Origin of the sequence: Limibacterium fermenti, assembly GCF_041902845.1 — a bacterium.
GTDB lineage: Bacteria > Bacteroidota > Bacteroidia > Bacteroidales > Dysgonomonadaceae > Limibacterium > Limibacterium fermenti.
This window is the reverse complement of record NZ_CP159486.1, coordinates 2868883-2882767: the sequence shown is the minus strand read 5'-3', so window position 1 is coordinate 2882767 and position 13885 is coordinate 2868883. Positions and strand designations below refer to the sequence as shown.

Below are 13885 nucleotides of genomic sequence, written 5' to 3'. Positions count from 1 at the left end.
CAGGAGAATATATTGCAGATGAGTTATTTCAAGAAGTTATATACGATTGCTTTTTTAGTATGCATGGGCCTTTCGGCGTATGCCGGGGTGCATGCGCAGGTAACTTTCAAGGCATCGGCGCCCGCTGCGGTGGAAGCCGGGCAGCAATTCCGTTTGAGCTATGTCTTGAACAAGGAGGGAAAAGACTTGCGGCTGCCTGACATTAAGGGATTCGATATTCTTTTCGGCCCGACCGTTTCCAGCAGTTTCAGCCAGCGTATCGTGAACGGTAAATCGAGCTCCGAAAGTTCATTTACCTATACCTATATTTTGATGGCGGACAAAGAAGGAACTTATACCATCGACCCGGCAAGCATTACGGTCGACGGAAGTACCTATCGGTCCAATTCCTTGCATATAAAAGTCCTTCCGGCCGACGAGTCTTCTTCCGGCAATGATTCCCGTCCTTCTGAGGATAACGGCGGAGCGGCGGCTACCGGCACCGTGTCGGCGAAAGATGCGTTTATCCGTGCGATCCTCTCGAAAGATAAGGTGTATGAGCAGGAGGGATTCACCGTTACTTTCCGCTTGTATACAACGTTGAATGTGGTGGATTTCGGGAAGATACAGTTTCCCGAATTCGAGGGCTTTATGGTCGAAGAAATCGACATCCCGGCCAATCAACAGCTCAAAATGGAGCACTACAACGGTAAGAACTATTATACGGCCGACCTTCGCAAGACATTACTCTTCCCGCAACGGTCCGGCCCGATAACCATCCCCAGCGGCCGCTTGGAAATGGTGTTTTCAGCGCCTTCGGGGCGTCGCGTTTCCACCTTTTTCGGATCGCAGGAAGTCATGGTCGATGTGAAGAAGGCGATGGTCACCAATCCCGTTACCATCCATGTTTCGGCTCTTCCGGCTAACAAGCCCGAAAGCTTTTCGGGAGCCGTCGGCACGTTTACCTTCTCGCCAACCATCACTCCCGCGAAAGTGAAAGCCAATGAACCGGTGACCGTTAAACTCGAGATTTCCGGTATGGGAAATCTCAAGCTGATTAAGAATCCCGAAGTGAAGTTTCCTTCCGATTTTGAAGTCTATGATCCCACGGTAAACAACTCGTTGACGGTTACAACGAATGGGTTTACCGGTAAAAGAGTCATTGAATATCTAGCCATCCCCCGCTCTGAAGGCAGTTATACGATACCGGCTATCGAATTTGCGTATTTCGATATGAATAGCCGCGCTTACCGCACCCTTACCTCGCCGGCTTATACCGTGCAGGTCGAGAAAGGCGATCCTTCGAAAGCATCGGTCGGCAATTTCGTAAACCAGCAGGATGTAAAGGTCGAGCAGGATATCCGTTTCCTGAAAACGAATGAGCCTGCGTATCATTCCCGAACGAATTTCTTTGCCGGCTCCATTGCTTATGGGTTGTGGTATCTTATTCCTTTCCTGTTGTTTATTGTTGGATATAGCCTGAACCGCAAACGGGCCAAAGAAAACGCCAACGTCGCCTTAATGCGTACCAAAAAAGCGAATAAGGTGGCCGTGAAACGGTTGAAAGCCGCTGAGAAGCATTTGAAAGATCATAATAAACAAAGCTTCTATGAGGAAATCCTCCGGGCATTATGGGGGTATTTTAGCGACAAGCTTTCGATTCCGGTGGCAAACTTATCGAAGGACAACATCGATTCGGAGTTGTCGAACTATGGCATCGATGACAAGTTGATTGGGCGTTTTATGCAGATTCTCAATACGTGCGAATTCGCCCGTTATGCCCCCGCCGAAAGCAATGCCCAGATGGATGACATATATGCCGATACGGTGAGTGCGATCAGCGAAATGCAAAGTAAACTCAAGAAAAAATAATTCAATAGCAAGCGAATATGGACGTTTTCAAATATACTTTTTTTCTATGGATAATAGGATGTTCTCTTGGGCTTAGCCTGAGGGCGCAAACAACCGCCGAGCAGGCTTCGCAGGCATACAGGGGGCAGGACTATAAGAAGAGTATTGAATTGTATGAACAACTGGCCTCGCAAGGCTTGGCGCAGGACAAAGAATCGGCCGAAATATATTACAATCTGGGGAATGCGTATTTCCGTAATAACCAAACGGGAAAGGCCATACTCAATTATGAGCGTGCCTTGTTGCTGGATCCCGGTGACCGGGATATCCGTCACAATCTGCGTTTTGCCCGTACGCGTACCGAAGATCGCATCATTCCCGCCGGAAGCTTCTTCTTGTCCAATTGGATAGCGGGCATTCAAAATCTGTTTAGTTCCAATACGTGGGCGGTGATCGGCATTGTGTGTTTTCTGGTTTTTCTGGTTTGTTTGGGCGCGTTTCTTTTCTTCCGGGTAATGTGGGTGAAGAAGGTTGCCTTTTATGCGGCGATTCCCGTTTTTATCTTTGTGGTGGCGGCGAATATCTTCTCGTTTGGTCAAAAAAATAAGTTGATTCATCGTGAAACGGGAATTGTAATGACCGGTTCGGCTTCCGTCATGGCTTCGCCCGATGCCGACAGCAATGAACTCTTTTTGCTGCACGAAGGGGCGAAAGTGCGCATAACCAATACCGATGTAAACTGGTTTGAAGTGGAGATCGAGAATGGAAGCGTGGGCTGGACTCCGAAAGAAAATGTGGAAATTATATGAAAAAAGTAATAGAGGAACTTCTGCCCTTGGAACGTGAGTGGTTCATAGCCTTAAACGGCAGCGAATCGGTTTGGATGGATAATTTGATGTGGACCGTTACCGGTCGGTTCGTATGGTTTCCGCTTTTTCTGCTGCTTCTTTTCTTTTTTTTCTATAAAGTACCGAGGAAAGAAGCTTTCTTGACAGTCGTTTTTTTTATTTTGCTGGTTGTTTTGTGCGACCAGGTTTCTTCCGGCTTTCTCAAGCCGCTCTTTCAGCGTTTGCGGCCGACTCATCATCCCGATTTTCAATATCTGGTTGATATCGTCAACGATTATCGGGGAGGGCGCTACGGCTTTGTTTCCGGCCATGCGACCAATAGTTTCGGGATGGCGACTTTTTTAGCGTTGCTCTACAAGAGTCGTTTGATTACTTTCACCACTCTTTTTTGGGCGGCGCTGAACAGTTATTCCCGTATTTATTTGGGCGTCCATTTTATCTCGGATATTATCGGGGGATTGGTTCTCGGATGTCTCCTCGCTTTCTGTTTGTTCGTCCTCTTTCGATATCTTCGAAGAAAGTGGCTTTTTCAAAAGGTTCCGGCTCTGCTGTCGGAGCAGAATCAACCTTTTTATTATCACGAGAATTCTAATATACTGGCCGCTTGCATGATCGCTTATATCGGCATTGTTGCAATTTTTAGTCCTCTTTTGTCAACTTTACCACACTAACTTTGTTATAGATATAAAATGAAACATTTTCGTAAATATATCTCATAATAATTGTCTATCATTGAAAATTTCAGTATGTTTACGGCACGATAATTATTCATTATATTACTAATCATATAAAAGTAAAGCAACCATGGCAAGAACAATTACTTTCAACGAATTAAGGGCTCTCAAAGACAAACTGCCCGACGGGACGATCCACCAAATAGCGAAGGAATTAGGTGTAGAACCCGAAACTGTAAGAAACTATTTTGGTGGATATAATTTTAAGAACGGTAAGAGTGTGGGGATTCACATCGAACCGGGACCGGATGGTGGTATCGTTGTTCTTGATGATACGACCATTTTTGATAGGGCCTTGAAGATTTTAGGGCTTGAAGATTACCCCGAGCCGGCATCCGTCGATATGGAGGCTGATCAAGGAGAATAAGTTTTTTGCTAACCCAATATTTCATAGAATCGTTTTATGCAAATATTGGGTTTTGACCTGTTTTTATTTAATCAGTTAATTAGAAGAGGATATGAAAAAAGAAGATAATAAACAACAAACCCCCGATAATGATGGTAAATTAGTAACCGTTGCCATTCACACCTATGACAAGGCGGTTATTCTGAAATCAATCCTCGAATCGGAAGGGATACCCACGGTTATTCATAGTATTAATCTCATCCAGCCGGTGGTGCCGGAAAATGTGCGCATCCGTATTAACGAGTCCGATTTGCCGAGAGCTCTTGAGATCATCGAACAAACAGATTTCGATTCTGAATCCAAGGATTCTCCTGAAGTGAAGGATGAAATAGTCGTACCGGTCGACTTTTCGGAGTATTCATTGATAGCATGTGAGTTTGGGTTTCGTTTGGCCCGTGATACGCAATCGAGTGTCAAGCTGATGCATGTCTTTTTTACGCCTTTTTATTTAGGTTCCGTACCTTTTGGTGATTCTTTTTCTTTGCATTCCACGGATCCCAACATCTACAGGGATACCCGCCAGAAAACGGAGGCGGAAATGAAAAAACTAATCGGAAAAATCGATGAAAAAATTACGTCCGGTGTGTTACCCAATGTCGCTTATACTTCTGTATTAGTCGAAGGGATTGCCGAAGAAGAAATCATTTCCTATTCGAAGAAGATTCGTCCCCGTGCCATTGTAATGGGTACCCAAGGTAAAAATGCAAAAGAGTTTGATTTGATCGGCAGTGTGACGGCCGAAGTGTTCGAAGGGAGTAAAGTGCCTGTTTTTGCCGTTCCCGAAAAGGCTGCTAATCGCGATTTGGCTAAAATGAAGCATATCCTTTTTCTTACCAATTTCAGGGAAAGGGAGTTGAAAGCGTTCGAAATAATGGCGGAATTTCTCAAATCATATTCCGTAAAGGTTTATTTAGCGCATATCACCAAGAAAGAGGATGTATGGGACGAAATTAAATTATCGGGTATCCAGAAGCATCTCTCCGGACTCTATCCGCATATGGAGATTGCGTATAAGCTAATCGATCCTTCGGACGACCTCGAAGAATCGATTGAGACTTTTGTGAAGGACGAGCAAATTGATTTGATATCATTATCCAGTTCACGGAGAAATATTTTTGCGAAAATGTTTAATCCGGGGATTACCCGCCGTATGTTATTCCATTCCGATACGCCGCTGTTAGTCATTAAAGGCTTGTAAGAAATAACCGTGGGCATCGCTCCTGCGATGCCCACGGTTATTTATATATGATTTGATTTGGAGGCTTGAATTATTTCAAGCCTAATTTTGTTTTGACAAGAGGAGTCGCATCGGTATTTTTGGGATTGTTATAAACAATCGGACTGGGCATGCTGCTGATATCGAGGATATAGGCAAATCCTTTTTCGTCTCCGATAGCTTTTATAGCATCATTAATCTTTTTATATACCGGGGAAAGAAGTTTTTGTTGCAATTCTTCCACTTCCTTTTGACTGTTTTGTGCAAAGAGCTGGTAACGTTCGTTGATTTGATCCAACTGTTTTTGTTGGTCGGCTTTCACCGTTTCGGATGCCGTGGCAGCCGTTTTTTGAAACTCTTCGACCTTTTTGTTGTACTCGTCAACGAGTGCTTGTCCGTTTTTGGTAACTTCTTCTCTTTTGGTATTCAATTGGGTTTCAATCCCTGATATTTCGGGCATCGCAGCGAATATTTCCTGAACGTTGATATAGGCGATGTTCACATCTTGTGCAATGGCTGCTACGGGAGCTATTGCTAGGAATAAGATCAATAATTTTTTCAACATGATTCGTTCTTTTGTAATAATTATATTAGTGAATTCATTAAAATAGAGTGCAAAGATAGCGATTTATTTTTAATAACCTAACCGGGACAATACCTCATCACTGATATCGATGCCGGGTGAAGCAAAAATGACCGACGTCGCCGATGCTCTATCGATTACAAGCATATATCCGGAAGCCGTCGAAATATCTTTGACAACGGTGTATATGTTATCTTGTATCGGTTTTATCAATGCTTCACGACGTTTGAAAAGCTCTCCTTCCGGGCCGAAGTATTTGTTTTGGAGGCTCTGTATGGCATTCTCCTTGGTGACGATTTCGTTTTCGCGTTTTGTTTTTTCTTCTCCCGCTAAAAAGACTAAATCGGCTTGATACTTCTTATAGAGTTCGTCAACCGCTTTGGTTTCTTTGTCTATTTCACTCTGCCATTGTTTGGATATCCCTTCCAGTTGTTGATTGGCACTTTCATAAGCCGGTATTTTCTTGAGGATATATTCCATATCGATCAAGGCATATTTCTGTGCATAACCTGCACTCACGGCTAAAGCCATAAATACTCCGATAATTGCTATTATTCTTTTCATAATGATGCTATGTTTTATTTGTTTACAAAGAAGAAGACGGCTCAAATGCTAAATCGTTTACAGGCCGTTAAATAAACAATGTTAAAACTCTTGTCCGATAATAAAGTGGAGCTGGCTGCCGCCTCTTTCCCGTGCACCCGTTCCGTAAACCGTGTCGAACCCGTATGCCCAGTCGATCCCCAATAATCCGATCATCGGAAGGAAAATACGGGCGCCTACACCCGCCGAACGTTTCAAATCGAACGGATTGAAGTTCTTCAGATTCAACCATGCATTACCGGCTTCCACAAAAGCAAGTCCGTATATGGTGGAATTGGGTTCTAAGATGAACGGATAGCGGAGTTCCACTCCGAATCGCGAATAAGCCCTTGCCTGTTGGCCTACCGAGTTTTCTTCATAACCGCGTAAAGCCACGATTTCCGTAGCAAACGAAGTCGTATAACCGGTCATTCCGCTACCTCCCATATCGAATGTTTCGAACGGCGTTTGCTTAGAAGAGTTATAGTCGCCCAAAAATCCGAATTCGACCCTGGTGGCGATAACCGGCGTCCTTTTTACGGTTAACGGCGTTAACGGTGTAAATGTACGGGCTTTGAATTTCCATTTATGATATTCGTTCCACGTATATTTTGCCGGGTCTGCGTAAGCCATCTTCTTGTAATCTTTTCCGTCCCATAACGAGAAAGGCGGAGTTGCGGTTACACTCAACGAAAACTGCGATCCGGTACGCGTGTAAAGCGGATTGTCGATAGAACTCCGCGAAAGGGACAAGTTTAATGTCAAACTATTGCTGGAGCCTGTTTGAAAAGGGAAATAGTTATACGTCCAGTTTTTTAAGTTGTAACGTTGGTAACCCAATTCTCCTTGCAGCGAAAAGTAATCGTCGGGCCACTCAAGCCGCTTTCCGTACCCTACCGAAACCCCGATGATGCTGAAAACCTGATTGGGGTCGTAAGCAAATTGGCTCATATCTTGGTAATAGCTGCCATAGTTTCCGTAACCGCCGCCGTAACCGCCATACGAACTGTACATATACGGGTTGTAATAAGACGACATGCTGTTGCTGTAATAGTCTTGGTTTAATCCGGTGTATCGGGAGTAATAAGCGCTTATCGAAAAGTTATTCGGGCGCTTTCCTCCGAACCACGGTTCCATAAACGAAAACTGATAGGCTTGGTAGTAATCGCCGTTGGTTTGTGCACTAAGCACCAATGTCTGTCCCTCTCCTTGAGGGATGATCCCTCTGGATAGTTTCGGATTCAACATATTCTTTAACGAGAAGTTATTCAGTTTTAAGCTGAGTTTGCCTACCAGACCCGTTACTCCCCATCCGGCAGAGAATTCGATTTGGTCATTCCCTTTAGAGGTCAACGGATAACCGATGTTTACGGTCCCGTCTTCCGGATCGGGCTGTACATCCGGTTGTAGGTTTTCCGGATCGAAATGTCCGGTCTGGGCAATTTCACGGATGGATCGGATCAGCAAATCTTTACTGAAGACCTCGCCGGGCTTCGTACGTAATTCGCGACGGATGACGTCTTCGTATAATCGATCGTTCCCTTGAATGATTACTTTCTTGATGGTTGCTTTCGGACCTTCCGTTACCCGTAACTCCAAATCCACAGAATCGTTTTCAATGTTGATTTCCACCGGATCGATGTCCGAAAACAAATAACCGTTGTTTTGATAAATATTGATGGCTGCATCCTCGTCCGATTTAAGCCGTTGTTGCAACTTCTTTTGGTCATAGACATCGCCCGAATGCATATTGAGTGACCGGTCGAGGTCTAACGAATTGAATTGCGTGTTCCCGATCCAATTGACAGACCGGATGTGATACAACGGGCCTTCCTCTACAACTAAGTCTATATTCACACTTTTGTCGTCATGCTTATATACCGTGTCTTTAAGAATTTCTGCGTCACGGTATCCTTTTTCGTGATATTTGGTGATAAGATTGTTTTTATCTTCCACATACAATTCATCCACAAACTTTTTACTTCTGAAGAGGTTTCTCAGTTTTCCTTTTTCATTGGTTTTCTTCATCGCCCATTTCAGTTGGTTGTCGGTGAGAGCCTCATTCCCTTCAATGTTGATGCGGTTGACTTTTAGCTTTTCTTTCTTATCGACGGCGATTTCTAAAATGACTTGGTTTTTTTGATTCGGCACCGGATGTTGTAAAATATTCACGTCCGCTTCACCGAAGCCTTTTTCCGCAAAAAAACTTTTAATGACTTCTTTCGCCCGATTGATATGGTGGGGAGTGATTTGATTTCCTTTCACCATTTGTATCTTCTGATCGATGTCTTTTTGTTCACTTTTTTTCATCCCCGTATATTGGATGTCCGCTACCCGTGGACGGTCCGTAAGGCGTATCTCAAGCCATACGCTGTCAGCGTCTATTTTAGTCTGTACTATTTTGATATCCGAAAACAGGCCCTGTTTCCAAAATCGTTGCACGGCATTGGAAATGTCGTCGCCGGGTATTTGTATTTCCTGTCCTTTGGCCAATCCCGAAAAACCGACCAATACAAATTCTTGGTCTTCATACATGGTTCCTTCCACCCCCGTCACGTCGATATCGGCGATAATATACTTTTTGGGTGTTCCCATATAGTTGACGACCAATTCATCCTTAACGGGTAGTTTGTTTATGCTATCTTTTGCAAACGGAAGGGCGTTTCCCGAAGGAACAACCTGCCCGAAAGAAAATATCTGCAAAAAGAATGTAAGTGCGATGACTAAATAGAATGTTTTCTTTAACATTTTAATTTTTTCGTTACGATAAGTATATATTACCGGCTGATATATTGTTGGATCTTTTACTATTTGCTTTTTACTTGTTCGCTTGTTTTACCGAATCGCCTTTCACGCTGTTGATAGTCGAAGATGGCGGCATATAATTCTTCTTCTCCGAAATCAGGCCAAAACGTATCGGTGAAATACAACTCGGAATAGGCCAGTTGCCAAAGCAAAAAATTACTGATACGCTTTTCGCCTCCCGTCCTGATAAGCAGGTCGGGGTCGGGGAGCGTATAGGTGGTCAGATACCGCGACAGTTGCTTTTCGGTAATGCTTTCCTGAGACAGTAATCCGTTTTTTACATCACGGGCAATGGCTCGGGCCGCCTCCGTTAGTTCCCATCTCGACGAATAGCTTAAGGCCAACACCAAAGTCAGCCCGTTTCCGGGGGCGGTTTTGTCCATGCAATCCTGCAATGATTGTCGTGTTTTAACGGGGAGCCGGCTTAAATCCCCGATGCTGGCTACCCGCACGCCGTTTTCGATTAAGCTGGGTGTTTCTTTGGCTACGGCATAGACAATCAATTCCATTAAAGCATCTACTTCTTCGCTGGGACGATCCCAGTTTTCGGTGGAAAAAGCATATACGGTAAGGTATTTTACCGACACTTTCGAGGCCGCTTCTACCACTTCCCGTAAAGCCGTAATCCCTTGCTTGTGCCCTTCTACCCGTTCCAGCCCCCGAGCTTTCGCCCAGCGTCCGTTACCATCCATTATAATGGTAATATGTTCCGGAATGCGTGCCTTATCAATTTTGCCAAGTAATGACATTTTTTTAATTACCTATTTTTATTACATACCATGACAGGGATCGCTTCGTAATCCGAATTCCCATGTCAGGTAAAAGATTGCTTGCAAATACCAGTCCTGATTCTTCAGAAAACTGCTTTTAATACCATACGGGCCGTTTAAGTCCCATCCGGCATTTTTTTGAGTGACATCCAGCTTGTCTCCCAACGATTTTTTTACAGAAAACTCACCCCCTACATTCCATCTGTTTTTTAATTTGTATTTAAATCCGATCCCCAACGGAATCGCGACGGAAAGGGACGGACTATTTTCTATTGTCGTCATCGTCACACTACCGCCCACTAATACATAGGGCGTGTAGGGCTTCGTTCCCAAATAAGAATATTTGTCGCTGTAAGGGAAAAAATTAAATTCCATTTGTCCCCCAAGCTCTCCAAAATTCCGACTAAAGGAAGTTCCTTTTTCAAAAGGAAAACGGTTGCCGGATTGATCCGTGTTTCCCCATAAACGTCCTATCGAAGCATTTGCTTTAACGGCCCAATGAAAATTTATCGTATACCGGTAGATAGCCGAACCCGTCCATCCGGGATATAAAAAGGGGGCTGACTTATTGGCATCGCCCATATAAAACGATGCGCCTGTCCCTCCACCTATTTCATACTTATATTCTTGAGCAAAAGCAATATTGGAATAAGCGCTGACTAATAATATAGCGATGAACTGCTTATTCACCGGCCAATTTATTGAGCCTGCCTCTCCACACTTCAACAAGTTGTTGAGAAGCATCGGATACTCCGCCGAATATCCAAATGTAATTTTCAGCATCTGTTATCACCGATGCCTGGGTCCTATATGTAAATTCGGGATCAAAAGTTTGGTTTTTTCCAACCTTTGTCCAATTCAATCCATAATTCGAGTTATAAAGAATATTTTGACCATTCTCTTTTTCGGATGACATCAAATATAACTTATTGTCATAAAAGAAAATGCTGCTTCCTTGCTGCGAAAAAGAAGTCTCCGTCGCAATGGCTTCGATTGTTTCGCCTTTGCGCTGTAAAAGCCAATTGGCATTATTCGCTGTATTATCGCTACGTAATCCGCCTGAAACGGCAATATATTTCGCTGAAAAAACAGTCGGATTATTCACTTGCGCCGTTGAAAAAGCCGATATGGGAAAAGCCGATTTGATCGTATTTAAAACCTGAATAGCCGCGAAATTTTCGGTCTCGGCAAATTTCAACGTCCCTTCATCATCAATTACCGTTAGAATCGTCTTGCCCGTGGTTAAAGGGAGATCACCGTATATGGCTTTAACGGGGTAGGAGGTTGTCACACTCGTCCACGTAGCCCCGTTAGGCGTAAAGTAAACGGTTTGATCCGTCCCCAGAGCATAGGCGCCTTTTCCGGCGGCTGTGATCATCGCAGGGGTCGTGCCCGCGGGTAACCCGACAATATCAATCTCTGTCCAGTTTTTTCCTCCGGATGCATCGGTTGATGCTCCTTTGAGGGTTCCCCCCGAAACATAATAGGTGAAAAACGTATTCCCGATAGCCAACGTTTTCTGAGCCGAAACAGACGATGCTAAATAGTTATCCGTCACTTTAGTCCAAGTGAGGATGTTGGGATCCTGTTGATAGATGTTCAGTTTGAAATCGTACGGCTTCGTCGTAATTCCGTCTTGCGCTGTCGTAATGATGGAAGAGAGCCTCAGAGGAGGGATGGAATCCTTTCCGTTCCAACTGTAGGTGCTGTCGGGATTCTTTAATGTCAGGATTATTTGGGAGAATGGGCTGTAGGTGCTTGAAGCGGAAAGGGTGAGCTTCGCACTATCTACGGCAAAGAGATACGATAAAGAATCCCGATTGAATATTTTTTTGCCGACTTGGTCAATGGTGAATTCTGCTGCCGATAAAACTCCCGTTGAGTCGGCATTAGACGATAAAGCCAAAGCATAAACCTGAGCATCGCTCGATTTGTCAATATTGGCATTGTTCGAATTGAGACAGGAGGAAAAAAGTAAAATGCCTCCTATGATAACAGACGCCCAAGAAAGATATGTTGATGTCATTTGTTTCAAAAAAATATAAATCACTGCATTTAAGTTATGCAAAAGTAGAAAGATTTTTCGCTTTAACCGCATTAAAATAGTTATTTAAAGAAAATTTCGAGTTATTTTGCTCTTTAAATGAATTTGAACCGAGCCTGAATATTTTTGAATATCGATGTCTTGTCCTTGAATTTCAGGAGATTTAATGCCGTCTTGAAGGGCCGTATCGGTAATCTCAATAAAAGCCTCGTCCCAAAGCTGTTTTTCTATGAAAGAGGATAATAAATGACCGCCTCCTTCCACTAACACCGAATAGATGTTTTCTTTGTATATTGCCTTCAATAACGGGATAAGGATATCTTTTGAGAAATCGAGTTCGATGTACTTGACAAACTTGTTGTCCGGACTGAGAGGCGGAGCTTTTTCGGTGAACACAAGGGTGGGTGCGTCGGGACGAAATATACGGAAATCGGCAGGAATTTTATTCTCCCGGTCGATTATGATTCTTACGGGATTGGAGCCGTACCACTTTCGAGCGGTTAATTGCGGATTGTCGAGCAATGCCGTACGGGTGCCGACCATAATGCCTTGTACCTGCGTACGGGTTCGGTGAACGAGTATGCTGGTGAGCGTATTGGAAAGCATAGCCGGAGGAGCTGATTCGTGTGATGTGCGATGCCTGTCGAGATAGCCGTCTTTGCTTTGTGCCCATTTGAGGATGATATAAGGACGACAATAGAGCTGATTTACAAAAAAGGATCTATTCAATTCGCGAGCTTCTTTTTCCAATATACCTACCGTTACGTCCACCCCGTTTTCCCGAAGCATTCGGATACCATTCCCGGCGACTTTGGGATTCGGATCGGTTACGGCAATAACTACTCGGGGAATTTTATGGGAAATAATCATTGCGCTGCATGGCGGAGTCTTTCCATAATGCGAGCAAGGCTCGAGCGACACATACAGAGTCGATTGAGGCAATAACGACGGATCTTTGACGGATCGGACGGCATTTACTTCGGCATGCGGTTCTCCATATTTCCGATGGTATCCTTCGCCGATAATCTTTCCGTTGTGAACGATCACCGCACCCACCATGGGGTTGGGACGGGTGTATCCTTCTCCTTTTTTTGCCAGTTGAAGACAACGGAACATATATTTTTCGTCTATTCCCATTTTAGTTATCTTTGTTTTTTATATCAGTCGTAATGCAAAACATCATCGATTATATTGTAGAAGAACTTGGCGACCATTATTCCCCGGGAGAAGTGAAAACGTATGTAAGCCTCATTCTCGGGAAAGTCTGTGGAATATCGTCTTTAGAAATTCTAACTCGCAAAATTAACAAATTATCCAATACCCAACACCTTGTTGTGGATGATATTGTTGGGCGATTGAAGAATGATGAGCCTATTCAATATATTTTAGGAACTACAGAGTTCTATGGTTTACCGTTTTTGGTTACTCCTGCCGTATTGATTCCGCGCCCCGAGACGGAAGAACTGGTGGAGTGGATTATAACGGATAAACAGAAACCCAATCCTTCTATTCTGGATGTGGGTACGGGAAGCGGTTGCATAGCGGTAACACTGGCGAAAAAAATAGCGGGAGCGCGGGTGTCGGCTTGGGATATTTCTTCTCGCGCCTTGGACGTCGCTGAGGAAAATGCCGCTAATAATAAGGTTTTTGTCCGCTTTTCAGAACACGATCTTTTCAGTTCGTTTGTCGAAAAAGAACAATTTGATGTCATTGTGAGCAATCCGCCGTATGTGTTGGAATCGGAAAAGCGAGAAATGGAGCCGAATGTGCTTTGCTATGAACCTGCAAGGGCTCTTTTTGTGCCGGACTCTCGCCCATTGCTGTTCTATGAGCGTCTGGCGGACATAGCGCTGGCGTTGCTGTTTCCACAGGGGGGGATTTATATGGAGATAAATCGCATGAAAGGCTCCGATGTCATGGCTCTATTTTCCGAAAAAGGATTTATTGACGTTTGTCTGCGTAAAGATCTTTCAGGAAATGACCGGATGGTGTTCGCAAGAAAAGAAGGATGATGAAGGATGAGGGATGAATGATGAGGGATGAACGATGAACGATGAATGATGAACG

Annotated in this window: 13 protein-coding genes; 6 read left to right on the top strand and 7 right to left on the bottom strand. The window is 44.1% G+C overall.

From position 1 onward, the window contains the following. Positions 1 to 18: 18 nt before the first annotated feature. The 5 genes from ABNK31_RS12505 to ABNK31_RS12485 all read left to right on the top strand — a co-directional run bounded on the left by ABNK31_RS12505 (position 19) and on the right by ABNK31_RS12485 (position 5016). Positions 19 to 1851 carry a BatD family protein gene (locus ABNK31_RS12505; protein ID WP_418892838.1) on the top strand — a complete coding sequence of 611 codons (1833 nt, stop codon included), beginning with the start codon at positions 19 to 21 and terminating at the stop codon, positions 1849 to 1851. A 17-nt stretch (positions 1852 to 1868) separates the two neighbouring features. After that, positions 1869 to 2639: a tetratricopeptide repeat protein gene (locus ABNK31_RS12500; protein WP_418892837.1), complete on the top strand. Its 771-nt coding sequence runs from the start codon at positions 1869 to 1871 to the stop codon at positions 2637 to 2639. Then, the gene (locus ABNK31_RS12495; RefSeq protein WP_418892836.1) at positions 2636 to 3349 is read left to right on the top strand and encodes a phosphatase PAP2 family protein; all 714 of its coding nucleotides are present in this window, start codon (positions 2636 to 2638) and stop codon (positions 3347 to 3349) included. Before ABNK31_RS12500 ends, ABNK31_RS12495 begins: the two co-directional genes overlap by 4 nt. A gap of 133 nt (positions 3350 to 3482) precedes the next feature. Further along, entirely contained in the window at positions 3483 to 3779 is a 297-nt protein-coding gene (locus ABNK31_RS12490; protein WP_418892835.1) for a DNA-binding protein, read from the top strand. 91 nt (positions 3780 to 3870) lie between these two features. Further along, positions 3871 to 5016 (top strand): universal stress protein, encoded by a 1146-nt coding sequence (locus tag ABNK31_RS12485; RefSeq protein WP_418892834.1) that lies wholly within the window; start codon positions 3871 to 3873, stop codon positions 5014 to 5016. A gap of 70 nt (positions 5017 to 5086) precedes the next feature. Here ABNK31_RS12485 and ABNK31_RS12480 read toward each other — a convergent pair whose 3' ends face one another. From ABNK31_RS12480 to ribD, 7 genes are all read right to left on the bottom strand, one after another. Further along, positions 5087 to 5599 (bottom strand): OmpH family outer membrane protein, encoded by a 513-nt coding sequence (locus ABNK31_RS12480; protein WP_418892833.1) that lies wholly within the window; start codon positions 5597 to 5599, stop codon positions 5087 to 5089. Between the two features lie 69 nt (positions 5600 to 5668). Continuing rightward, on the bottom strand, positions 5669 to 6181 hold the full coding sequence (locus ABNK31_RS12475) for an OmpH family outer membrane protein (protein ID WP_418892832.1): 513 nt from the start codon (positions 6179 to 6181) through the stop codon (positions 5669 to 5671). 81 nt (positions 6182 to 6262) lie between these two features. Continuing rightward, positions 6263 to 8947, bottom strand: a complete 2685-nt coding sequence (locus ABNK31_RS12470) for a BamA/OMP85 family outer membrane protein (RefSeq protein ID WP_418892831.1) — start codon at positions 8945 to 8947, stop codon at positions 6263 to 6265. Between the two features lie 59 nt (positions 8948 to 9006). Continuing rightward, positions 9007 to 9753 (bottom strand): isoprenyl transferase, encoded by a 747-nt coding sequence (locus ABNK31_RS12465; RefSeq protein ID WP_418892830.1) that lies wholly within the window; start codon positions 9751 to 9753, stop codon positions 9007 to 9009. Positions 9754 to 9774: 21 nt separating this feature from the next. Continuing rightward, positions 9775 to 10464: a DUF6089 family protein gene (locus ABNK31_RS12460; RefSeq protein WP_418892829.1), complete on the bottom strand. Its 690-nt coding sequence runs from the start codon at positions 10462 to 10464 to the stop codon at positions 9775 to 9777. Continuing rightward, a complete protein-coding gene (locus ABNK31_RS12455; protein WP_418892828.1) occupies positions 10457 to 11800 on the bottom strand; it encodes a DUF6242 domain-containing protein in 1344 nt (447 codons plus the stop codon). Before ABNK31_RS12455 ends, ABNK31_RS12460 begins: the two co-directional genes overlap by 8 nt. 84 nt (positions 11801 to 11884) lie before the next feature. Further along, entirely contained in the window at positions 11885 to 12955 is a 1071-nt protein-coding gene (gene ribD / locus ABNK31_RS12450; protein ID WP_418892827.1) for a bifunctional diaminohydroxyphosphoribosylaminopyrimidine deaminase/5-amino-6-(5-phosphoribosylamino)uracil reductase RibD, read from the bottom strand. Positions 12956 to 12987: 32 nt separating this feature from the next. Here ribD and prmC point away from each other — a divergent pair, with 32 nt between their 5' ends. Continuing rightward, positions 12988 to 13830, top strand: coding sequence for a peptide chain release factor N(5)-glutamine methyltransferase (prmC, locus tag ABNK31_RS12445; protein ID WP_418892826.1), 843 nt, complete (start codon positions 12988 to 12990; stop codon positions 13828 to 13830). The last annotated feature ends 55 nt before the right edge of the window (positions 13831 to 13885 follow it).